General features: G+C 46.9%; 17 protein-coding genes. 7 read left to right on the top strand and 10 right to left on the bottom strand.

Features of this window, described 5'->3' with window-relative positions; all coding sequences use genetic code 11:
• Positions 1-58 precede the first annotated feature (58 nt).
• Together AC5ZC7_RS17480 and AC5ZC7_RS17475 are read right to left on the bottom strand one after the other, a co-directional pair.
• On the bottom strand, positions 59-1,321 hold the full coding sequence (locus AC5ZC7_RS17480) for an aminopeptidase P N-terminal domain-containing protein (RefSeq protein WP_496157622.1): 1,263 nt from the start codon (positions 1,319-1,321) through the stop codon (positions 59-61).
• Positions 1,322-1,497: 176 nt separating this feature from the next.
• A complete protein-coding gene (locus AC5ZC7_RS17475) occupies positions 1,498-2,313 on the bottom strand; it encodes a DUF6597 domain-containing transcriptional factor (RefSeq protein WP_496157623.1) in 816 nt (271 codons plus the stop codon).
• A 104-nt stretch (positions 2,314-2,417) separates the two neighbouring features.
• Here AC5ZC7_RS17475 and AC5ZC7_RS17470 point away from each other — a divergent pair, with 104 nt between their 5' ends.
• Entirely contained in the window at positions 2,418-2,597 is a 180-nt protein-coding gene (locus tag AC5ZC7_RS17470) for a hypothetical protein (RefSeq protein WP_496157624.1), read from the top strand.
• Here AC5ZC7_RS17470 and AC5ZC7_RS17465 read toward each other — a convergent pair.
• From AC5ZC7_RS17465 to AC5ZC7_RS17455, 3 genes are all read right to left on the bottom strand, one after another.
• The gene (locus tag AC5ZC7_RS17465; protein WP_496157625.1) at positions 2,584-3,276 is read right to left on the bottom strand and encodes a response regulator; all 693 of its coding nucleotides are present in this window, start codon (positions 3,274-3,276) and stop codon (positions 2,584-2,586) included. The genes AC5ZC7_RS17470 and AC5ZC7_RS17465 overlap by 14 nt on opposite strands.
• A complete protein-coding gene (locus AC5ZC7_RS17460; RefSeq protein WP_496157626.1) occupies positions 3,245-4,711 on the bottom strand; it encodes an ATP-binding protein in 1,467 nt (488 codons plus the stop codon). Before AC5ZC7_RS17460 ends, AC5ZC7_RS17465 begins: the two co-directional genes overlap by 32 nt.
• A gap of 191 nt (positions 4,712-4,902) precedes the next feature.
• Entirely contained in the window at positions 4,903-5,376 is a 474-nt protein-coding gene (locus AC5ZC7_RS17455) for a hypothetical protein (RefSeq protein ID WP_496157627.1), read from the bottom strand.
• 252 nt (positions 5,377-5,628) lie between these two features.
• Between AC5ZC7_RS17455 and AC5ZC7_RS17450 the strand changes: the two genes are divergently transcribed.
• The 5 genes from AC5ZC7_RS17450 to AC5ZC7_RS17430 all read left to right on the top strand — a co-directional run bounded on the left by AC5ZC7_RS17450 (position 5,629) and on the right by AC5ZC7_RS17430 (position 11,214).
• On the top strand, positions 5,629-6,261 hold the full coding sequence (locus AC5ZC7_RS17450; RefSeq protein ID WP_496157628.1) for a TetR family transcriptional regulator: 633 nt from the start codon (positions 5,629-5,631) through the stop codon (positions 6,259-6,261).
• Complete coding sequence (locus AC5ZC7_RS17445; protein ID WP_496157629.1) at positions 6,251-7,606, top strand: TolC family protein; 1,356 nt, start codon at positions 6,251-6,253, stop codon at positions 7,604-7,606. Before AC5ZC7_RS17450 ends, AC5ZC7_RS17445 begins: the two co-directional genes overlap by 11 nt.
• 70 nt (positions 7,607-7,676) lie before the next feature.
• On the top strand, positions 7,677-8,765 hold the full coding sequence (locus AC5ZC7_RS17440; protein WP_496157630.1) for an HlyD family secretion protein: 1,089 nt from the start codon (positions 7,677-7,679) through the stop codon (positions 8,763-8,765).
• Positions 8,766-8,936: 171 nt separating this feature from the next.
• A complete protein-coding gene (locus AC5ZC7_RS17435; RefSeq protein ID WP_496157631.1) occupies positions 8,937-10,514 on the top strand; it encodes a DHA2 family efflux MFS transporter permease subunit in 1,578 nt (525 codons plus the stop codon).
• 133 nt (positions 10,515-10,647) lie between these two features.
• Positions 10,648-11,214: a hypothetical protein gene (locus AC5ZC7_RS17430; RefSeq protein ID WP_496157632.1), complete on the top strand. Its 567-nt coding sequence runs from the start codon at positions 10,648-10,650 to the stop codon at positions 11,212-11,214.
• A 57-nt stretch (positions 11,215-11,271) separates the two neighbouring features.
• On the opposite strand, the gene AC5ZC7_RS17425 is transcribed toward AC5ZC7_RS17430, so the two are convergent.
• The 3 genes from AC5ZC7_RS17425 to AC5ZC7_RS17415 form a co-directional block, all read right to left on the bottom strand.
• Positions 11,272-14,115, bottom strand: a complete 2,844-nt coding sequence (locus AC5ZC7_RS17425; RefSeq protein ID WP_496157633.1) for a TonB-dependent receptor domain-containing protein — start codon at positions 14,113-14,115, stop codon at positions 11,272-11,274.
• Between the two features lie 91 nt (positions 14,116-14,206).
• Entirely contained in the window at positions 14,207-14,668 is a 462-nt protein-coding gene (locus AC5ZC7_RS17420) for an Mpo1-like protein (RefSeq protein ID WP_496157634.1), read from the bottom strand.
• 70 nt (positions 14,669-14,738) lie between these two features.
• Positions 14,739-20,483 (bottom strand): alpha-2-macroglobulin family protein, encoded by a 5,745-nt coding sequence (locus AC5ZC7_RS17415; protein ID WP_496157635.1) that lies wholly within the window; start codon positions 20,481-20,483, stop codon positions 14,739-14,741.
• A gap of 117 nt (positions 20,484-20,600) precedes the next feature.
• Here AC5ZC7_RS17415 and AC5ZC7_RS17410 point away from each other — a divergent pair, with 117 nt between their 5' ends.
• On the top strand, positions 20,601-21,488 hold the full coding sequence (locus AC5ZC7_RS17410; RefSeq protein WP_496157636.1) for an NAD(P)-binding domain-containing protein: 888 nt from the start codon (positions 20,601-20,603) through the stop codon (positions 21,486-21,488).
• Positions 21,489-21,497: 9 nt separating this feature from the next.
• Here AC5ZC7_RS17410 and AC5ZC7_RS17405 read toward each other — a convergent pair whose 3' ends face one another.
• Both AC5ZC7_RS17405 and AC5ZC7_RS17400 read right to left on the bottom strand, forming a co-directional pair.
• The gene (locus tag AC5ZC7_RS17405; RefSeq protein ID WP_496157637.1) at positions 21,498-21,908 is read right to left on the bottom strand and encodes a winged helix-turn-helix transcriptional regulator; all 411 of its coding nucleotides are present in this window, start codon (positions 21,906-21,908) and stop codon (positions 21,498-21,500) included.
• Positions 21,909-22,455: 547 nt separating this feature from the next.
• Positions 22,456-24,366, bottom strand: coding sequence for an SPFH domain-containing protein (locus AC5ZC7_RS17400; protein ID WP_496157638.1), 1,911 nt, complete (start codon positions 24,364-24,366; stop codon positions 22,456-22,458).
• Between the last annotated feature and the right edge of the window lie 176 nt (positions 24,367-24,542).

Below are 24,542 nucleotides of genomic sequence, written 5' to 3'. Positions count from 1 at the left end.
GCGAAGAACATGATCTCCGCTGCATTTTTTCTAAAAGCTAAAAGCTAATCGCTAAAAGCTAAAAGCTGTTCATCAATTCCTCTATCTCCGCTGCCTCTTTCGGAATATCCGCCATTAAATCTTCGCATCCGTTGGCGGTTACCAGCAGGTTGTTTTCTATCCGGATACCAATACCTTCTTCTGCATTGTAAATACCTGGTTCGTTGGTGATGACTGCGCCCACCGGCAGTTGTTGGTGGAGCCAGGCGGGGTCGTGTACATCGAGACCAATGAAATGGGATACGTTATGATAGCTGTATTTCTGCAGGTAGAAGGCCGCGCCGTTACGGCGGATATCATCGGGTGTACAGAGGTTTAGTTTGCAGAGTGCTTCCAGTATCAGTTCGTTCGATGCCTGCCACACGTCTTTCATATGAATGCCGGCGCGTACGTATTGCCGCACCTGGTGATGTACGTGCAGTACGGCGTCGTAGTAGGCACGTTGCCGCGGTGTATAACGACCATTCACCGGAATGGTGCGGGTAAGGTCAGCATTGTACAGATCCTGGCTGGCGGCAGCGTCTATCAGTACCAGGTCGCCGTCTTTTCCGGCGGTTTCATTGGCGCGGTAGTGAAGTATGCAGGTATCTGCGCCAAAAGCTACGACGGGCTCGTAATCGGCCCAGGTGGTATGGTGCTGCATATATTCATGAATTAATTCGGCGGCTACCTGGTAGCCGGTTTTGCCGGGCTTTATGAATGGCAGCAATCGCCGGAAACCGGCGCCGGTTACTTTACAGGCCTGGCGCAGCAGCGCTATTTCTTCCGGTGTTTTGGCCATGCGTTGTTGGCCAAGCAGGGGATATAAACGATCATATTCATGCAGGGGATATTTGCGCTTACAGTCTAGCAGGAGCCGGTCTTCACGGGTTTGTGTTTCGTTTTCGGAACGGGCGTGTTCATTGCTGTAGAGAAAAATACGGCGACACAACGGGATCACTTTTTTCATGATCACGTCGTATTCATCGGTGAAGTACACGGTATCAATACCGGATATTTTGGCCGCAGCAGGTTTGTCGAGGCGGTGCCCCAACCATTTTACATAGAGTTGATCGGTGCGGCGGATGAATAATATTTCCCGCAGGGATGGCTCCGGGTGATGCGGACAAAGTACCAGCATGGCATCATCTTCTTTGATACCGGTGAGGTAGTAGAGGTTTACATTGGGAACGTACCGCATGGTACCATCTCCGTTGGTAGGCATAATATCGTTGGCAGTCAGAATAGCGACGGCATCTGGCGGAAGCTGGCTGATTAGCCTTTTGCGCTGGGTGGAAAACATAGACGAGTGCTTTTGTTGCACAACAAACTTAGGGGGAGTAGTAACAGGAGTTGGTGTAAAAACGCGACAGTTTGTCTTTTTCAGGATTATACTGATTATACTGATTTTGATTTTTGATTTTCAGGAGATTAAAAAATGTTAAATCAATATAATCATCAAAAGTAAAATCAGTATAATCAGTATAATCCTGAAAAAGACAAACTCCGCTGCCGCCAGTCTTTCCGGAAATGTGAGAAGTCGTGATACCCCAGTGCTTCCCAGTCGGCTTTGTAACCGTGTTGTACATACTGCATTACAGCTTCACGGAAGCGGAGAATCGACAGGCAATGCTTGGGTTGCACACCCAATGATGCTGTAAAATACCTTTCCAGTGTGCGGGGAGAAAGATATAGCAAGGCAGCCAGTTTTTTTAGTTGGTAGCCGGATTGTAGCAGGGCCGGACTGTTGAGCGATTGCTGTACATAATGAAAATGCCTGCCGGCAGCAGGTAAAGGCGATTGCGCGCGGAGAAACTCATCCAGCAATGTTTTGATTTGCGCGGCATTAGTGGCTTCGTATACCGCAGATTCCAACCGGGAGATATGCGGCAGGGCATCGCCGGCAACCAGGGTTTTGCCATTGATATCGGCGCCTTGGATATGAAAGAGGTAATTGAGCGAGGCAGGTTTAAATTTGATGCCCACCAGGTAGTTATTAAAGAGATGGCGATAGGCCACGGCAGTGGGCCGGTAGCCAATTAATTCACTATGGGTACTGGCATGCAGGAAACTGTTTTGTGCATCATATATTTCGAAAGGAGCGCCCAGGTTGAGGACCAGCGAGGAACAGAGGTTGGCCAGCAATAATTCCCGGAACTCCTGTTGTTGTAAATGGGGCTGGCGAAGGTCCAGCAGCCAGTAATACACCACATGCTCCGCGAGATCCGGCGCCGGCGCCATGAACCGGTACTGGCTGGAAAAATATTGTTGGTCTATGAGCTCAATAGCTTGCATGGCGGGTAACGGATTATACCCGCAAAGTACGAATAAGCGGGCATAAATTTTTCCGGGGAAGCGGGTGAACCTTTTTGAAATAAGCCTGTTAACTATGTATGACTATGAAAAACACTATTGCAGCAGCTGGCTCCTCCTGTATTTGTTTTTCCCCGATTTATCTTTTTTTAACTCGTCAAGATACGGTTGATAAACAGGCACAGCATCTTGTAATGGTTCAAGATGTGCAGGGGCGGGCCCTTGAGCGATGTAGCGCCCGCCCTTTTTTTATCAGGAAAGATTAAACATAAACCCGATGCCGTATACATTCCGTATACTGATATGTTCATTGCCCTGGAAGTATTTACGGAAGCGGGATACAAAAACATCCAGGCTCCTTCCCACAAAATAATCATTGGTTCCCCATACATGATGAAGGATATCTTCCCGGCGGATTACCTTATTGCTGTTGTGATAAAAGTGTAATAGCAAATCACTTTCCAGCGGAGTGAGAATGGTTTCTTTCCCATTGATATCAACCAGTTTCAGGGAATCTTTATAAAAACGCATGCCGCCTAAGTCGATGGTATTGGGCGACTGGTGGGTGATTCCCTGGTTTCTCTTCAGGATATTTTTTATACGCAGCACCAGTTCATCTACATCGAAAGGCTTTATGATATAGTCGTCTGCGCCGATCTTTAATCCATGCAGCCGGTCTTTTTTTTCTCCGCGTGCCGTGAGAAAAAGGAAGGGTACATGGGGTTGTATTTTCGCTACGCGTTGTGCGAAATCAAATCCATCCATTTCAGGAAGGTTAATGTCGATGAGCAGGATATGCCACGCCTGGGGCGTAGCGATAAAGGCTTCCAGGGCGGACTGGCCGTTTTGTTGCCAGTCTACTTCAAAGTCCATTAGTTCCAGGTATTGTTTTACTACATTACCCAGATCGGTTTCATCTTCCAGCAGCAGAATGCGATGTTTCATGTGTACTTGTTTTTGCGGGTATGCAAATGGTAAAGGTGCTGCCAACGCCCGGCTCACTTTCCACGTGGATGGTCCAGCCATGTGTATCCACACATTGCTTTACATAATAGAGGCCAAGTCCTAAACCTTTGGTGGGCTTGGAAAGCCGGGGTTGGTGGCGATAGAATTTTTCAAAAATATGGCGTTGGGTATGGGCATCCATGCCGATACCATTATCTTTTATAACCAGCTGTAAGTTTTCTTTTTGTGGTATAATGCGGAGTATCACTTCTTTCTGTGCGTGATCATTATACTTCACCGCGTTGTCCAGTATATTTTGCAGTAGTGTGGTAAAATGAAAGGTATCTGTTTCAATAACGGCCGGTAAAGGCTGCGGGTCAAACACAAAGCGGATGCCTTTATTGACGGCATTCATGCGATAGATGGCCAGTATTTCGGTGATGAGTTCCTGCAGATCATGGCGCGTGAGTTTGAGTTGCAGTTGATCCGTAGCGGCTACATTGATTACTTTTTCCACCAGTAATTTCAATCGTTCTGCCTGCCGGTGAATGATCGCAGATAATGCCAGCAGGCTTTCTTTATTGTCCAGTGTTTTTTCGTTCTGTATATTTTTATTGGCCACCATGATGGCGGTGATGGGTGTGTTGAATTCGTGGGAGATGTTATTGATAAAGTCGGATTTCATATCCGATAAATGCTTTTGATGTATCCATTTGCGCAGGGTAATTCCGAAGAGTGTAATCACGGCGAGCAGGGTGAGTATGCCGGGAAGAATGGTATATCTCATTTGCCGCAATACGAGGGTGCGGCGGTTGTATGGATCCGCATAAAAGGAAAAAGACAACGAGTAAGAATAGGGCAGGGGAGAATTGGCTACCAGTGAAGATGCGGCGTTGTTTTGCGTGAGCTGCCGGAGGTTACCGCAAATATATAATCCCTTTTCATGTTGCTGCTGGGCGGGGATGAGCGGATATTTTTTAAAGCGGTTATAGAGGTTGATGTACTGGTTCTCTTTGAATCTGATATCGAGCCGGTGAATGCATACGGCATACAGGAGAGAGTCTTTAATACCGTTGGCTGCTTTGATGGCTTTCAGCATGCTGTCGGCGTTTTCATGTTGCTGGAGTACCTGTATAAGGTGGTTCACCAGCTGTTGGGCGGTGGTATCGAAGCGGCGGGGATTTGTTTTATAAACGTTTTCCAGGTAGGCATATTGCGGAATGATGATGCTATCGATCAGTGGTTGTCCGCCGGGAAATAGTTTATCGTCGGCGATCGCGAGGTTATAGGTTTCACCGATGCGGCCTTTCTCCTGGTAGTTAAAGCGGCTATCGAGCAGCTGGTAGGTATTATACAACAGGAGAAACTGTACAATAGCCAGGGCTACTATACATAGTATGGCGGTCAGGATATAGAGCTTAATGGAGTGCTTCATTCCCTGTGCGATTAATTTTGGTTGCAGTGTTGATATATAGTGCTCATGCTGGCAAAGCGTGACTCGGTTTGTTGGCTGTGCAGCCCTAAGATACATATTTTTTGGTTTAGAAAAATCGATTTAGCATTTTTTATTACCCGGGAGTTTTCGGGAGATGGGATTCGCGTTGGGGGAGCCGCCGCCCGGGTCATTTATTGCGGGGTAGCGTAATAACGGCGGCCGATAAAGGAGAGTGGCAGCCCAATCATTACCATGAGAATAGCCATGTTGATCAGCGCGCTGACGGGGCGCAGGGGGCCGTGTGGCACGTGGCTGAGTGGTAATACAATGAACTGCATGAAGCTCCAGATGAAGGCGCCATATACCAGTCCGGTGGCAATGGGGGACCGCCGCAGGACCATGATTTTAGGATAGATGACGAGGAAGATAAATGACCAGGAGAAGGCGATAAAATAATGAAACAGCAGTCCCCAGGCGGCCATTGCCGGATCGCCGTTAAAGGCGGCTTTGCCAAATACGCCGCTGCTGATGTAGGCAAACAGCAGGGTGAGTGGTTTCCCATGGCTGACGATGGTAAAATAGACGGCCGCAGAAAGGATATCCAGTGTGCCGGTGAAGAAGCCGGCAAATAGAAGCATACCAGGAAATGAACGAGGAAAACGCATGAAAGGAGGTGTTAGTCGTCTTATTAAATTATAAAATTCTATTATAAAAACAGTCGCTTAAAGGTCAAATTTTAACGTTCTATATGAAGCAATTATTAAGAAATATTAAAAATAGCTTAAAATTTTTATAATTATATTTGATAATCAATATAATATAAGTTATTAAAAATAAAATTTAAACAATCGATTAAATAAACGCTTGTTTAAATTAAACGTTTGTTTAGTTTTGTGGTGTCAAATCAAAAAAGGAACATGGAAGAGTATAGTGAAAAACAGCTCTCAATTTTAAAAGTTGCAGAGCGGCTGTTTGCCGATCAGGGCTTTCATGGCACTTCGGTAAGAGATATAGCACAGGAAGCGGATGTGAACATTGCCATGATCTCCTATTATTTCGGATCAAAGGACAAGTTGCTGGAAACAATTTTCACCTATAGGCTGGAGGCGTCCCGTAAGTTCATCAATGAATTATTGGAGAACGATACTATGGAGCCCCTGGAAAAAATAAATAGTCTGATTGACCGGTTTATCAATAAGATGTTGGGAGAGCAATACTTCCAGTGTATTATGAGCCGGGAGCAACTGAACAGCCAGCAAAGCCCGGTAAGGGATCTGATCTGGCAACTGAAAGGAGAGATGCTGGGACTGATGCAGCCTATTGTTACCAACGCCCAGGAAGCTGGCATCTTTGATAAAGATGTAGACGTGGAAATGTTGATGACTACTTTATTCGGGACTATTCACCAGGTAATACCTGCCCAACATATACTTAAAAAAAACGCACCTGCCGATGTGACTACCGAAGCAGAGTTTAGCGTGTATATCAAGAACAGAGTAAGTATACATTTAAAAAAATTGTTCAAAGCAATCCTAACACATGAATTCTAGAAGCATATACACACGATTATATGCGCTTACATCGGGAATCCTGCTGACTTTTTTCTTTCAGACAGCAACCGCACAACAGAGCGTAAAACCGCTTTCGTTAAATGAAGCCATATCGCTGAGTATACAAAACAGCAAACAATTAAAAGTGAGTAACGCAAAAGTAGCGCAGGCTACTGCCTCACTCAAAGAAGCAAACGAACGTCAGTTACCAGATGCCAGTATCTCAGGATCTTACATGCGCCTCACACAGCCCAACATAGATCTGAAACTGAAAATGGGTAGCGGCAGTGGAGGTTCTTCAGAAAGCCCCAAAGTAAACCAGGCTGCTTACGGATCCGCCAACGTATCACTCCCGATTTTTGCGGGTGGTAAGTTACAGGCTGGTAAAGAATCGGCCCGTTACCTGGAAACAGCTGCCAAACTGGATGTAGATAAGAACAGAGAAGATGTGATCGCGAACACCATCGCAGCCTACAGCAACCTGTTTAAGGCGAAAGAAGCAGTTTCACTGGTACGGGAAAACATCCGCCAGTCAGATGAAAGAGTGAAAGAGTTTTCCAATAAAGAACAGAACGGACTCCTGGCGCGTAACGACTTGTTGAAAGCAGAACTGCAACAGTCTAACTACCAGGTAGCTTTAATGGATGCGGAAAACAACCTGAAAATCGCTAACCTGAACATGGACATCATGCTGGGCCTGCCCGATAACACGGACATCCAGGTAGATACCACCACCTTTAAAGTAGACAACGGGGTAGATGGTCGTGGAGTAGCAGAGTTTGAACAACTGGCCTATCAGAACCGTAAAGATGCCGCCGCCCTCAGCTTCCGTGAAAAGGCAGCAGCAGCAGGTATCAAAGGAGCAAAAGCCGATTACTATCCTTCACTGGCACTCACCGGTGGATACATCGCCGCTTACGTTCCTAATGTCATCACCATTACCAATGCAATAACTGCGGGCGTAGGTGTTAAATATAATATAGCTTCTCTCTGGAAATCAGGATCAAAAGTAGCCGGTGCCAAAGCTCAAATGGCAGAAGTACAGGCCAACGAAGAGATGATCGCAGAACGTATACACCTGGACGTGTATCAGTCTTACGAAAACTATCTCCTGAGCCATAAGAAGATGGACACTTATATTAAGGCAATCGAACAATCAGAAGAAAACTACCGGATCACGAAGAACAAGCACGACAACAACCTGGCTACCACCACCGACCTGCTTGATGCAGACGTGGCTAACCTACAGTCGCACCTGAACTACGCTTACGCAAAAGCAGATGCCCTTGTAGCTTATAACAAACTGTTACAGGCAGCCGGTATACTGGAATCCAAGAACAAATAATACGAACAAACCAATAAATATCAAAGCCGTGGAAACGCAAACTCAAACAAAACCTACTAACAATATAAACATGCAGGAAACAACCGCGCCTAAAAAGAAAAGCAAAGGGTTCGTCATAGTGCTGGCAGCGCTGGTGCTGGGTGGCGGCGCATTTGGTATCTCTAAATATATCCATGGTCAACACCATGAAGAAACAGATAATGCGCAGATCGATGCTAACGTGAGCCCGGTAATACCGCGTGTATCCGGTTACGTTAAAGAAGTAAGAGTAAAAGATAACCAGTTTGTGAAGAAAGGCGATACCCTGGTAGTACTGGACGACCGCGACCTGGCCATTAAAGTACAACAGGCAGAAAATGGTCTCTATGCAGCGCAGGCTAACCTGAGCGCTGCTGAAGCAACTACCGCCGCTGCGCAAACAAATATCAGCACTGCACAGGCACAAATTGCCACTATCGATGCGCAAATTGAAGCTGCGAAAGTAAACCTCTGGAGAGCCAGCCAGGATTACCAACGTTATGCTAACCTGATCAAAGATCACTCTATTACCCAACAGGAATTTGAACAGGCATCTGCTGCCAAACAAACTGCTGAACGTCAGCTGGATGTATTGGCGAAACAAAAAGCAGCCGCCAGTCGTCAAACCAACGTGGTAACCTCCCAGAGTGGCGCTACTTCTAAACAAATCAACGTAGCCAACGCAGGTATCAAACAACGTCAGACAGATGTGGACGATGCAAAACTGAACCAGTCTTATGCAGTCATCACTGCACCAGAAGATGGCGTGCTGTCAAAAATCTATGTACAGCCAGGACAGTTTATCACTGCAGGTCAGTCTTTATTCAGCGTAGTATTAAATACTACTCCATGGGTAGTGGCTAACTTCAAAGAAACACAGCTGGACAAAATGAAACTGGGACAGAAAGTAACCGTTCATATTGACGCTTATCCTGAAAAAGCCCTGGAAGGAAAAATTACTTCCTTTTCACCTGCCACCGGTTCTAAATTCGCCCTGTTACCCGCAGATAATGCGTCTGGTAACTTCGTGAAAGTGGTACAACGTTTACCAGTTAAAATAGAGTTCGATAATCCGAACGAAGAATTGGTAAAACAGCTGCGCCCGGGTATGAACGTGTTGGTAGATGTACATCTCAACTAATCATATACATGAATAACAACTTATCCGGAGTTAATAATTAATGGAAACCATGCTATAATTAACAGACAGGCGTAATCGATAGACAAAAGTATCACAACAGAAAGGAAACGTGTCCGTCATTAATTATTAACTCCGGGTAAAATTGTACTCATTCAAAATACAAAGTGCTGCATGCAACAAGAATCATTGATAGAATACGGCTCGCGCAGGGTGATTATCACCATCACTGCTATATTTTGCGCGTTGCTGGAGATAGTGGATACCACTATCGTAAATGTGGCGTTGAATGACATGCGGGGTAACATGGGCGCCACGCTAAGTGAAATTGGTTGGGTGGTTACTGCTTATGCAATCGGTAACGTAATCATTGTACCGATGACCAGCTGGTTATCACAACAATTTGGTCGCCGGAACTATTTTGCCGCTTCCATTATTATATTCACCATATCCTCCTTCCTTTGTGGTAATTCCACCACTATGTGGGAACTGATCATATTCCGTTTCATACAAGGTTTAGGAGGCGGTGCACTGCTGGTAACCTCTCAAACAATTATCACCGAAAGTTACCCGCCTGAAAAACGTGGGATTGCCCAGGCCATCTATGGTTTAGGGGTAATCATTGGTCCAACTTTAGGACCTCCGTTAGGTGGTTTCATTACCGACAACTACTCCTGGCCTTATATCTTCTATATTAATATACCCATCGGCGTTATTGCTACCCTGCTTACCCTGCAGTTTGTACGTAGCCCGAAATATGGAGAAAAACGAGGCGTGAGTGAAATCGACTTCCTGGGAATAGGGCTCCTCGCCGTGATGGTAGGCTCCCTGCAGTTTGTACTGGAACGTGGACAGGAAGACGATTGGTTTAACGACCCCACTATTACGGCATTAACCGTGACCAGTGTAATGGCATTGTTCTTTTTCATCTGGCGTGAGCTGACCTACAAAAATCCCATCGTGGAACTGAGGGTACTCAAAAACGGGAATCTCCGGGTAGGTACCATCCTCTCCTTTATCATGGGTTTTGGATTATACGGCTCTACCTTTATTATCCCCTTATACACACAAGGTTCCCTGGGATGGACCGCTACCCAGTCCGGTATGCTCATGATTCCCGCCGCCTTAACTACGGCTGTCATGATGCCACTGATTGGTAAAATGCTGGAGAAAGGTATACCACAACAATACATGGTAGCCGCCGGGATGTTCCTGTTCTTTGTGTTCTGTTTCTGGGGTTATAAAATTATTACACCAGCCGACACCGGCTCAGATGCTTTCTTCTGGATGCTGATTGTACGTGGAGTAGGTATGGGTTTACTCTTCATCCCAATTACCACTTTGTCACTGTCTGGTTTGAAAGGTCAGCAAATTGGTCAGGGCGCCGCCTTCACCGGGATGATGCGTCAGTTGGGAGGTTCCTTTGGGGTGGCATTGATCACTACCTTTATGGCCCGCCGCAATATGATGCACCGTAGCGACCTGGTAGCCAAACTGGATGTCAACAACCCGGATGTTGTTAACCGGGTAAATGGTTTACAGCACAGCTTCGCAGCGAAAGGCATGGATCCGCACAAAGCCCTGAATACCGGGTACCAGTTGCTGGATTACACCGTTACCAGGCAGGCAGCTACGTTATCGTACATGGACGTGTTCCTGTACCTTGGCATACTGTTCCTGATCTGTGTACCATTTGTACTGATGGTAAAAGCGAAAAAAGCACCGAAACTGGATCCGTCTGCTATGCACTAACGGAACCGTTTTCAACATAAAAATATTGTTGCAATAACAGTGTAACAGTTGTAGGTTTAGGTAAATAAGCCCCGATTTTAATCGGGGCTTTGTTTTTTTGGGGTAATACATTAAATTCATACAAAGCCCCACTATGGAAACATTTGGTCATGTAAGAATGGTAATAGGGTTTATCCTAAGCCTTAGTATTGCCCACCTCCTGAAAGGCACCGCCAAGTTCATACAGCATCCCGACCGGGAAAAACCTTACTGGATACATCTTTCCTGGGTATTTTATATTTTCATCCTACTGATCCATTTCTGGTGGTGGGAAATGCCCCTGTACACCCTTAAGCGATGGACCTTCCCGGAATACATCTTTGTCATAAGCTTTATTACTACCTTCTTCCTGTTGTGTGCTTTGCTGTATCCGGATGATCTGAAAGATTATAATGGCTACCAGGACTACTTTTATTCGAGACGAAAGTGGTTCTTCGGCGTACTTGCTTTTTCCTTTATTGCTGATGTGGTAGATACCTTGCTGAAAGGAGAAATCTACTACCATCATTTCGGGATAGAATACCCGATACGTAACCTAGTGCATATTGTATTATGCCTGCTGGCCATCCGGATCAGCAACCGGACTTTTCACGGTGCGCTGGTACTCCTCCTTATTGTGTATGAAATGTCTTATATACTCCGGCTATATCTGTCTGCTTAAAAAAGTAAAAGGCGGTTACATCACCTGTAACCGCCTTTTGCTTTCTATATTATACTGTTAGAAGCTCAATGCCACTTTTGTAAACAGCCGGATGCCGTTAAAGCCCATCTGCACTGCATCCCAGGGGCCACCAGTTTCTCCGTCGTAAGCGGATAATTTGGCGCCTGGTACATAGCCCATGTCCGGATGTACATTGAAGATATTATCCGCACCAATGAACCAGCTCACGTGCGAGGAGAAACGAATGCTGGCATAAATATCCGTGGTGACCTTTCCGTTGTAATTAAATTGTTCCGGTACCAGCGTGCCGTCTTTATCCAATGCTACGAGCGGGTTGATGCCGGTGCCTTCGAGATTGGGATCGCCGGGTAAGCCGGTACCTTCTTTAGCAGGATCTCCCGCAAAACCATAACCCAGCAACACAATTTTGCCGTAATACGCCAACCGGGTACCAATGCTGAATTTGTTAATGCCATACTCAAGATTCAATCCCAGCTTGGTAGGCGGCGCAGATGCCAACACAAAATGTTGCTCTCTTTCACTGAAAAATTCGTTGCGGTGCAGGTAGCTGTCGTTCAGTTTATCCGGTACATTGATTTTGTCAATATTCATGTGCTGCACATTCCCGGTAAACAGGGCGCGGAAGTGTTGGTTTCCCCATTTTTTATGGTAGTCGATCACCATGTCCAGTCCCGTATTGGTAGTATTTACAGCGTTGGCGAAGAACTGCGCATTGTCAATGTGCAGGTCGTTCAGCGCTTTCAGGAAAGCTGGGTCCAGGGTGGCGTCGGATTTATTAAACTGCCCGGATAATACAATCCGGTCTTTCACCTTTACCATATAACCATCCAGCGTAATCGTCAAATCTGAGATAGGTTTCCAGGAGAAGCCCAGGCTGGCATTTACAGATTTTTCCTGTTTCAGCGAGGGGATACCGGCAGCCTTGGTGATAGCGTTGGTGTTAGGTGCAATTTTCACTTCAGTGATACGGCCGCCCTGTACATTGGTGAACTGGGAACTGTAATTGATTTGTTGCAGGGAAGGCGCACGATAACCGGTACTCACGGAGCCGCGTATATTAAAATGCGGCGCTACCTTGTAACGGGCCGCCAGCTTATAGTTGCTGGTAAAGCCGAAGTCGTTGTAGTTTTCAGCACGGATAGCAGCACCCAGTAAGAATTTAGTGGTGATATCCCATTCTGCATCTACAAATCCGGCAATGTTGGAACGAGTGGCATTCACTTCATCGGTAGGGCGGTATCCGGGGAAACCCTGTGCACCGGTGGCTTTGACAAAGCTGGGATCATAGTTTTTCCAGGAATTTTCGTCGCCGGCATATATTTTATAGCGTTCGAAACGGTATTCTGCACCCAATGCGAGGTTAAAGCCGGCGCCTATATGCGGAATATCTTTGGAGAACGTGAGGTTAGTGGTGTTTTGTAAAAAGGAGTAACCACCATCATTAAAGTGAGTAGGGGTAGTACTGCCCAGGGAAGCATTGAAGGTTTTATCACCATAGAAATGAAAATCATTTCTGCCGAGGGTATTACTAAAATCCCATTTCCAGTTGTTGTGCGTGCTACCTTTTACACCGGCTGCGAGCGACAGGTCCTGGATATGTGTTTGTATATGCGGGTTGAAGATCGTGTCTGGCGTACTGCCTGGCGTAGGGATGCTTTCCATGATGTCGGGGTAGAAAATCAATTGTCCCGCAGCGTTGGTAGGGAAGCGTTCGGGGTGCCCACTGAATGATCTCGTATAGGCAAAGGCGTCCGATGATTTATAATTGTAGCCACCAAAAGCATACACGGTGGTAGCGCTGCTGCTCACAGGCACTTCCAGGTTGAACATACCTCCGCCAGTAGTCACGGAGCCATCGCCATGGGCGCGTCTGCCGGTATTGATGGGGAGCGAATTGGCATGTGTGAGGTCAGTATCACCTACCTGCCGGAATGTTTTACCTTGTTTCAGGAAGTTACCGGAGAGATTAATAAACCCGCCGTGTTTGCCCAGTGGAAGCCCGTAATTGGCGCCAACGGTAACGGTGTTACCGTCAATGGGGTTGGCGTATTCATACTGCTTTAAATCGCGGCTGAAATAGGTATTGTATTTATGATCGTAGTAGCCGGCATAGCCGGTGGTAATATTCAGGTGATTGATATCTTTCTTCAGGATAATATTAATAACCCCGGCAATGGCATCCGAGCCGTATTGGGCGGAGGCGCCGTCGCGGAGTATTTCCACCCGGTCGATGGCCGATTCGGGGATGGCATTTAAGTCGGTCCCGGAATTACCACGGCCCCTGGTGCCGAATACGGCTACAAAGGCAGTCTGGTGGCGCCGTTTACCATTTACGAGTACGAGTGTTTGATCCGGGCCGAGGCCTCTTAAGGTGGCGAGGTCAATCTGATCGGCGCCATCACTACCACTTTGTTTGTTGTAGTTAAAGGAGGGGGCCGCCGCATTCAACAGGGAGGTGAGTTCCATGTTGGCGCTGGGGAGGCCGGCCTGGTTGACGCTGATCACATCCACGGGGACGGGTGTTTCTGTTTTGGCCCGTCCACCGCCGCGGGTACCTACGGATACGATAGGGCCCAGTTCAGCAATCAGGGAAACGAGTTTTACGCTTAACTGCGTTTGTCCGTTAACGTTCACCTGCTGTGGTGCGTAACCGATGGAACTGAACTCCAGCACGTCGCTGGAAGCTGCGTCCAGGCTAAATACGCCGGCAGCATTGGTTTGAGTGCCTTTGGGAGCGGATTTTACATGTACGGTAACGCCTTCCAGGGGCTGTCCCGTGCTGGCATCTGTGACTTTACCGCTGATTTTTTGAGTTTGTGCGAAGGCAGAAATGGTACATAGCAACACGCTAATGAAGCAAGGTAGAAGTTTGAGGTTCATATGCAGGCAGTTTTTTGAATTTAACAAAAAAACCGGAGATTTGATGCAATCCCGGTTGAATATTACTGCCCGAATGATAGATTGCTGTGTATTATAGTTTTATGCCCGCCTTCTTATAAATAAAACTCATCAACCAGGCCGGACCAATAAGTAAAAACTGCAAATCTTTAAAAAAGGAGGGCTTGGCGCCTTCTATTTTATGCCCGATAAATTGTCCTATCCAGGCCAGTACAAAAATGCCCAGCGCCACCTGCCAGATCACTAACCCGGTAAGCGCAATCAGCCGCCATAGCCACAGGCAAATAATCCCGATCACCAGCATCCCCGCTGCCAGTGAGGGAGAGAGGCGTACGTAGTAAATAAGCAGCAACAGCAGTGCTACGTGGGCCAGCGTCAGGAGACCATTCAGGCCCGGGACAGGCAGGGGCACCGCATATAAAAAACCTACTATGCTAAAGAAGATAGCCGGCACACAAATCCAGTGAATCAGTTTGTTGGTATGGTTACGGTGACTGGTACCGTAATCATCCAGCCATTGTTGGATAGTTTTCATCGTGGAAGCAGTTTATTCGTTGTACTATTAAAATACATTAAATAATGCAGTACTTAAAATTTACCCCCGTTTATTTCCCATTGATCACTACCTTTTTCATGGATTCCCGTCCATAAAACACGGGGAAGTACATCATTTCTGCTTTTGCCGGGTTGAGGTGATAAAAACCTGTGTAGCGCGGCATCAGTGAAATGGTAAAGGTATGTATGCCTTTAGAGAGATAACTACTGAAGATGCTTACCTTATTTTTGAAGTATTCCCGGTGGATTTCGTTGTTCCTCCATCCGCTGTTTTTATTGTCGTAAGAGCAGCCGGCAGGGATAGGTATTTCCACCATCACATATTCCGCATCCGCTTTCACATCTACTTTCACTTCCATGACTACAGCCCGTCCGGCGGTGAGATAGGATACGCTGCTATCCCGCTGCAGAAAACGACTGCTTACCGCAAACTGATTACTTACCTTTTCCGGTGTTGGATTCCAGTGTTGCTGCCAGGCCGTGAAGTATACGTTGGCACCGCCCTGTTTATTGATCTGTACGGGCTTACCGGCCGGGATGCTGTCGCTGTACGGGAAGTTGGTGATACGTTGTCCGTTGATGCGGAGCGTAGGCGTGGCCTGTTCGTTCGTCTGCAACACATCGGGCATAATGGTAGCCAGGATGGCGGCCGACTCATACGTATTGCGCCAGTTGCCGCTACGCCTGTTTTCCATGAACCAGTTGCGGATGCTTCGTAGTGTGGCGGTTTGTCCGCCCTGGGCACGCAGTATTTTGTAAGCGAGCAGCGTGAGTTGTACACTGTTATTAAAAAGATGATAGCTGTTGGTGCCCCAGTAACTATTGCCAAAGACGGTGCTGTGTTGTGCCGCCATCAGTGAATCGGTGCTCACCTTCATGCCTGCACGCTGTTTCAGGTATAACAAACGGTATTGGTCGTATTCATCGTTGCGGGCTACTTTCATCGTATCAAGGTAGCTGGCGTAGTCGACTTTTGCCTCCAGTGACTGCAATATTTCCAGCAGGGAAATTTTACCGGCATTGTTGGCGGAATTGAGTTCAAATACATAATAGTTCGTTAGCCTGCTCTTATCGATATTAACGCGGAAGCCTTCTTTTTCCGCCATTAGCAGGGCAGTGGTGACATGCTGCGTAACCCAGTATACGGTAGGGTTTTTCTTCCACCAGCCCCAGCCGCCATCGTTATTTTTATTTTGTTCGAGGTCGCGTATCAGGCCCGTTATTTTCTTTTCCTGTTTAAAGGGCTGGTCCATGAATTTCCGGGCTTGTTTTTCCAGGAGTAGCCCCATTAATTTGGAGGCCATTTGTTCATTGCACAGGTATTCATAGCGTTGCAGGTAGTCTATTTCATTGAGGAGTACGGGTAGTATGCCTGTGCTGGCGTACAGATGCAGTGTACCGGTATCTGCAAAGGAGGGTAATGTAAAGCTGGTATCTGTACCCAGCGATACAAACAAGCCCTTGGTTTCTTTTACGCCTTGTTCAAATACAGGGATAGCCCGGTATTCTCCATCAAAGTAGTTGTTGTTGCCGCGAATGGCGTATTGAAGCGGCACGCTGTCGCGGGGTTGCACGCGAATAGGGAATGTATCAATATGGCTGTTTGAAACGTGTATAGTATTGCTTTGTACAGATTGATGATAGGCCTCAAAACTACGTGTTACCGCAGCCGTGTCTTTATTGTAGTTCAATATTTTTCCGATGATATTAATGCTGTCGCCAGCTACTGCAAACGCGGGCAGCGACAAGTTGGCGCTGAGGGGCAGGTAAGACTTAATCTGTGCACTGGCGCTACCGTTTTGTCCCTTGCCGGTATAGGCAATGGCGAAGGTTTTCCAGCTGGTGATATCATCCGGGAAGGTGACATTGAATGAAGTTTCTCCTTTTTCGTTGGTGCGTAACCGTGGTTGCCAGAAAGCATCATCCCGGAAGTGGCTGCGGAGAGAGTTGTTACCAGTGGGCATGTCCGCCACATCTGCCGGGGGACGGCTGCTGGTAATGATAACCACCCCGCCGGCGGCGCGGGAACCGTATAATGCGGTGGCTGCGTCGTCTTTGAGAATGGTCATCTCTTTAATGCTTTTGGGGTCCAGGCTCTTCAGGTCTCCCTCAAACGGAATCCCGTCTACCAGGATCAGTGGTGGCGTGCTGTTCGTTGTAGCGGTGCCCCGGATCCGGACGCCTGCTGCGGTGCCTTGCAGCCCGTTTGACACTACGAGGGAACTGGCATAAGCCACTTCTTTACGAACAACACCATAACCAACCACCACTACCTCTTCCAGTTTCTGACGCCTGGCCCTCAGTTTAACCGCTATATAATTCCTGTGATTCACCGGGATATTCTGGGCCTCAAAGCCCACGTATTGGAAGCTTATTATTCCTGCGGGGGTAGTAAATAGCCGGAAGATACCTCGTGCATTGGTGACGGTGCGGTTATTGGTGCCTTTCAGCGTTACCGTTACACCAGGCAGAGGGACGCCTTTTTCATCTACCACCAGTCCTGATACCTCATGATTAAAATGGGTGCTATCTGTATAGTGATTGTTGAATGGCAATGTAAAATCTGTTGCTGCCGTGGGATCTACCTCTCTACCGTTATACCCTTTCCATTCAAGGATCGCTCTTCCCAATGCCAGGCTGGTTTCATCTCCTGTAATGATTTTGGCGGCGTGCAATTGGTAGAAGTTGATGCCGTTTTCTTTGAGATACATACTATCCTGCACGTAGTATTGATCATCATGCAGTAGTACCAGGAGTCGGTAGTAGCCGGGCTCAAGGCCGTCCATCTTAACAGTTGTTTTACCGTAAATGCGAATGAAGGAAGGATCATCGTACCGATACAGGAATAGTTGCCGGATGCTTTTGGCCCGTTGTGCAGTATCGGGAGCAATCTGCAGTTTACCTGTTACCTTGTCGTTGGTGGGAGTAGTAAACAGGCCCCAGTCGATGGATTTTTCGTTTTGATATGCTTTCCATAAACGTTCGATCACTCCCTCCGTCAGTACGTGATCGTATAAACGGGGGGAAGTTGATTCCAACTTAATAGGGTATGCATCGGGTGGCGGCATTTCTTTTTGCTTGATCAGGCCATGTTGGATATCAAATCCATAGCCTGGTTCGGGAAGAAAAGACTGTGTAAATTTTCCCTTGACGATGTAGTCTGCGCTGGTGTTTTGAAGCGGCCCTGCCAGCAGGAAGGAGGTGTTATAACGAGTGTCGGGACTGAACCGGAATGTGTTTTCGTTCTGGTTGATGTAAGTTATGTCATTACCGGGAAGTACCGCAAAGGGAATAACGTACATGCGCCGGAGCTGTACCTCTTCCGGTGTTAATTGATCAGGCATTTTATCTATCCGTATATCTTGGCCGGTAGTATTACTGGCAATACTGAGATAGTTTTTCATGCCCTTCACTATATTTATACTATCTATGATAATTCTGCTGTCGGAAATCCGTAATTCCATTTTATGGCGGCCGGGGTTCACCTCAAAGCAATAGTTGGGCACCAGGTCTGTGTTATCAAAGTAAACAGGGCGTTCATCTATTTTGATATAGGCGATATGCCGGATGATACCATTGCTTACCACAAAAGGGGCCAGCTCTGTGAGGCCACTCCCGGAAGTTTCCCGGTTATAGTAGATACCATCGGGGTGAAGAAATTGATAATAGGCAATAGTATCCAATGCCATTTCTTTCTTCCATCTTTCCCAGGTCATGGTTAGCTCTGTTGAAGCAATATGTGTATCACCCAGCTTATGACGATTATATGCTTTCCGCATATGGAATCTTTTACCCGGATAAGGCAAAAAAGGTAGTTTAGCGTCTTCAAATTTAGCCGTCATTGCATAGGCGGTCACATCGGCATCAGGCACTGGTTTCTCATCCGCATCGATAACAGTGATGCCTATACGGGATGTCTGTCCCGGGTAAACGGCAACCGGGTTGTTGATGAGTACCCGCAGTTGTTTGTCTTTGTAAGGCACCATGAATTGGTCGTTCACTACCTGGTCATTCCATACATATTGTACCGATACAAAATAGCATTGGGAAGAATGGGTAGCAGCCTTCCAGGACAGCTCCTGGCTATAGCCCTGTGTACGCAGTTTGTTGCCTTCAAAAATGCTGTACCAGAAATATAATTTTTCCGGGTTGATGATTTCAGTAAAAACGGAGTCCTTTGTACGGGAAGCATTGCATTGCAAACTGCTTTTCCGGTTATTGATTTCGAAGGTTTCACTGATACTATCCGTTATAACTTTATAGCTGCTTACGAATGGATGAATTGGCAGAATGGCTGGTAATTGGATAGCAGCAACAGATACTGTATCGGATTTCGCATTTTCTAAAATTAGTTGTGCCTGTTTGCTGACTGAAACTCCCGCCAGGTGATAGGTGATGCTCAGACTGTCGTTTTGCTGCTTGAAGTTGATCTGGGCAGGGTTGTATTGGTATCGTACATTACAGTGGCTGGTCCGGCTTTCATTATTACTGTTCAGAAAATCGGATTTGATGAGGTACGAAAAAGAAGCAGCCGGGAAAATGCTATCCGGGATTACGACTTTCGTTTCACCGGTAGTTTCCAGTGCCGTTTCATAGCGCCAGAGTGTATCCGGCATAAATGCCCTGTTGGCATGGTATTGAGATATGTATTGAGGAGTAATGGTTACAGATACACGACCATCCATTACAGGCAGGTCATTTTCGTCGGTGGCTTTGAGATAGAGGAAGAGCGGCATACCAGGGGTATGTTCCGTATAATTGGTACGGGAAGTAAAGTTGGTGGATTTCAGCTCGTATTCTTCAAACCAAAATTTACCGCGCATTAAAACAGTACGTTTGGCGGTAAATTCATCGTCCTCCAGATCCTCATTTTTATTGTTTTTCAGCATGTATTTTCTGCCGGATAAAGGCTCCAGCGTGAACAGGTATTCTGCGTCCAGGTCCAGTCCCAGTTCATTATTCAGTACCACGGCGGTTTCATAGCCACCTGGCCGGTAAGGCTGGAGGGTAGTGAGAATGGTATCTATGTCGCCATGGCGATCTGATAGGCGTAGCAGCAGTGGTTCATTTACTGGTTTATCTGCTTTGGAGGTAATAAATGCTTTGAGTCGCAGGGTATCGTTGGGTTTATATTTTATTTTGTTGAAGGTCATAAAGCCTTTATACCGCTCTTCCGATGGAACGCGGTAAAAGAACTCGATGTAAGGTTTTTCCTTATGGTGACGTGAGAATAGCTTCTTCCACCAGGGAGTTTTGGCGACGGTGTTTGCTTTCGGGATATCAAAAATGTTCATGGCTTCCTGGTAATACACCTGGATGATGCCTCCTTTTCTATATCGGGGCAGGCGGTAGGTGTGGGTAGCCGGGTCCCATGGAACCACCCGTTTATTGATAGTAACCCGGGCACCTGCCAGGGGTTTCCCATTAATATCATGTATCAGTAAGGCCAGGTCATAGTTATTGGGAACAACTTTAAGATGTACATTCTGTACCGGATGAAAAGTATAGTCGAGTTTATTACCCACGGCATATACATCTACATAATTTCCTGGAGGGAGATGGGCCGGAAACTTTTTACCATTGGGATAAGTGGCTGCCAGCGTGTGCAGGTAGTCTTCATTCGCCCAGTAGTCGTCCTCTTCGTTTTTGGCCTGCTGGTATATTTTCAGCGCTTCACGGTCTGTGATTTTATAAATATAGTGTAACGCGCTATGTGTGGTACTCGCAGAAAGTGGCTGCTGGGCCCGGGCTACAATGCTATGTACGCAGAACAGGAAAATAAGAAATCTTTTCAAGATACGGGGATTGTATAGGGAAAATACGGAAAAATGAAACACTACACGTAATTTTGTCAAGTCATTATCATCAGCCCCTTCGAGCAGATAAACTTGAATCATTAATTTCAATTTAAGATGGAAACCATAGGATTTATAGGTACCGGCAATCTCGGCTACCCTATCGCAGAAAACCTGCTGAGAGCGGGATATACCGTAAGAATATACAACCGCACCCGTGAGAAGGCATTGCCTTTGGAGACGTTAGGTGCTGTATTGGTCAATAGCCCGGAAGAAACGGCTGTTAAAGGTGGGGTGGTATTTAGCCTGGTAGCAGATGATGCTGCTGTGCGGGCCATTACCACCGATGCTTTGGTGGCTGCATTGGGAACTAATGGTATACATGTATCTATGAGTACTGTATCACCGGATATTTCCAGGGAGTTGTCTGCGCATTTTCAGCAGCACGGAGCGGCCTGGGTAACGGCGCCGATATTTGGACGCCCGGAAGCAGTGGCCGCCAAAGTGGCGAATGCGGTGATTTCCGGGGAAGCCACCGCGAAAGAGCGTATTAAGCCATTATTGCAGGCAGGATTTGCTAAGAATATTTTTGACCTGGGTACCGATGCTGGTAGCGCTAATGTATTGAAGCTGATAGGCAATTTTATGATTGCAGGCGCTATTGAGCTGATGGCAGAGTCATACGCGCTGGCAGAGAAGAATAATGTAGACCCGCGGGTGGTGCATGATATGCTGACCAGCACCTTGTTTACGGGACCTATCTTTAAAAATTATGGAGAAGTAATACTGAGCCGGAAGTTTACTGGTAACCCTGCTTTTAGTGCAGCATTGGGTTTGAAAGACATGGACCTGGTATTGCAAACGGCGCGGAAGTCGTATACCCCGATGCCAATAGCCAGTTTGGTGCAGTCGCGGTTAACTACGGTCCTGGCTAAAGATATTCATGATGCCGACTGGATTTCCCTGGCGAATGGTGCCCTGGAAGACGCCGGCATTACGCAATAATGCGTTTGCTTAACCTTTATCTGCCATGGCGCGTTCTGTAGTGGCTCTTTTGTTGACAGTGGAGCGGGCCATGGCTTTTTCCCGGTGCATCACGCCCCAGTCGGAAATATGCTGTAACATACTTTCCATACTCAGGCCCAGCGGGGTCAGTTCATATTCCACCCGTGGTGGCACTTCCGGGTATATGATCCGTTTAATCAGCTGGTCATTTTCCAGTTCTCTCAACTGCAATACCAATACTCTCTCAGAAATACCAGAAATCGATTTTTTCAATTCGTTATAGCGCAGTTTACCATCCAGTAAACGCCACAGTATGCTGGGTTTCCAGCGGCCGCCGATCAACGACAGGGTATAGGCAGTACCGCAGTCGCCACGCAACTGTTGTTCGTTGATAGCATTAGAGGAATTTTCTTTTCGCATATCTTTTCTTTCAGTAGTAAAGATAAGCATAAAGCAGAAAGCGGAAGGCAAAAGTGCTAAAGCGCCTGTCAGCAAAGCAAATGATCAACGGGGATTTTGTCTTTGTACAGGATTAGACTGATTAGACTGATTTTGTGTTTTTGAGATTTTAAAAGAGGAGAGAAGATTTTGGCGAGTATATCCATTTCCATCTCCCAACATCTTTCTTAATTCTAAAAATAGAAAATCAGTCTAATCAGTCTAATCCTGTACAAAGACAAAATCCGCACTGATCATTCCCTAAAAATAGTAATTGGGGTAACAACATGGATGAAAATTAGAATGGCAAAAGGATAAATAGTTTTTGGGGTAACTGCATGAATGAAAATTAGAACGGCGAAACAGGTTAAATGGTAATTGGGGTAACAACATGGATGAAATGTTAGAATGGCAAAAGGATAAATAGTTTTGGGGTAACAACATGGATGAAAATTAGAATGGCGAAAGGGATCAATAGTGTGTTGTTTTTACCAGGATCAGACGGGCGAGGTCTGATCCTGGTGGGATATTATTCCGGTTGTTTATCAGCTGCCTGTTTTTTGGCTACATCTTCCAGTAACTTCAGTCCCAGCAGTCCGCTGATAGGGCCGTTGGCGCCGTCGCCACCGCCAATCAGCACATCTGGCATAATGCGGATGTTTTGTGCACCGATGGCTTCCATTACTTTCAGTTGTGTAAAGTTGTCGCCACCCATCGCTTCAACGGCCAGTTTGTAAGATTCCGCGCTGGACTGACCAATGGCCAGGATTTTTTCCGCTTCTGCTTTACCGGTGAGGGCAATTTTTTCTGCATCTGCTTTCGCGAGCCACTCGGTACGTTCTGCTTCCGCTTTGGCGAGCAGTCTCACTTTCTCGGCTTCACCGCCTGCGAGTAGTTTCATACGATCACTTTCTGCATTCGCCTGCAGGCGTACGCTGTTGGCGTCACCGGTTGCTTTTTTCACAGAGGCGTCCGCATGTCTTTCTGCGATCCATACGCCCTGGTCGGCTTTTACGATTTCTTTCTGCATTTCAGCAATGGCTGTTTCTTTTTCGAGCGATTGGCGGGTTTCCTGTGCCAGTCTTTCAGTATCGTAAGTGATCTTTTGTTCTTCTGCTATTTTACGATCGGTCAATGTTTTCATCAGTGTTTCCGGTGGTACGATGTCACCAATCAGGGTGTCTACGCCGAAAACGTTATACTGATCCAGTACATGTCCGATATGTTCTTTCGCGGAGTTTTGTCTTTCCTTACGACTGGTCAGGAAGCTGATCACATCGGATCCCTGTGCCGAGTTACGGAAATAGTTACCGATGGTAGGTTCCAGTACCTGTGTTACCAGGTTGCTCATATTTCCGAAGCGGGCAATTACTTTAGGTGCTTCGTTGGTGGGGATATGAATGATCTGGGACACATCGAGGTTGAAGGTAAAACCGTCGCGGCTTCTCACGGTGATGGTCGACAGGTTCTTATCCAGCTGGTGTGCTTCGCTTCTGGCGGAGGCCCAGTTGAGTACCAGGTTGGTGGTGGGTACCAGTTCCACCTTCATGATGTAAGGATTCACCGGGTATTTACCAGGGCCTAAAGGCTCAGCCCATACACCTTTGGTGCCTTTTGCCACGATGTTACCATGTTTAAATTCCGCGCCGCTGATGTCTACGCCGTCGTTACCAACGAAAGAGATGACTACGCCTACATGTCCGATGGCGATTTCGGTCATCTTTACCAGTTCCAGTTTCGCAAACCAGGGGTTGATAAAGTAGGAACCGGCCAGGATTACCTGTTCCTGTAAACCTTTATAACCGCCGTTCTCGAGGAAGGCATCCACATCCTGGAAGTTGTTGTGGCTTTCGATAGTTTTACCCGCGATAGAGCCGGTTTCGATGGCTTTACCTTCCAGTGTGGTAATGATACCAACGGCGTTGTCGGGGATAGAAAGCATATCGGTTACTTCCACTTCAAAGAGGAAGGTATTGATACGATACGATCCGGGGGTGATGATAGCCGTTTGCCGTCCTTTGCGGCCGCCGTTCTGCAGGAATGCTACTGCATCCTGGAAGGAGTCGCAGGGTACTTTACGGGCCAGGATAGAGCCGGTTTCCAGTTCCGCGCCATCTTTCGCCAGTACCAGTCCTATTTTACCGGTAGGGATGATGGTAAACGGTTGGAAGGCAACGCTATACTGCCAGATCCATTTCCAGAAGTATACGCCGGGCGCCAGGGTTTGGGCCTGGAAGCCCGCTTCACCGTTGGTGGCGAGGATACGTCCTTCGGGAAGTTCCTGTTTACCGAGGAGTACGAATTTCTTTGTTACCAGGCCGATACGGTCTTCCGGTACAATTACTACGCCGAAGCATATACGAAGAATCACCTTGTATAATAACAGGCATAGCAGGGGCACGCCAATGAGCAGCGCCCATCTGAGAACAGTGTTTTCCATTGTTGGGTTGTTGTTAAGAAATGTTTAGGTAAAATCTTGGGTACGGTGCATGGCTGTGCTGCTGCACGATTGTGTCAGAACAGGGCAAAAGCTGGGCATTCGTATTTATAAACTTGGGGGAGAAGTGTTGAAGTTTGCAAGAATGTATGCGATCAGAATATCTTTGCCGGAGCAAC

The sequence above is a fragment of the Chitinophaga sp. 9-1-y genome, assembly GCF_059511905.2.
This window is presented reverse-complemented; position numbering and strand designations above follow the sequence as displayed.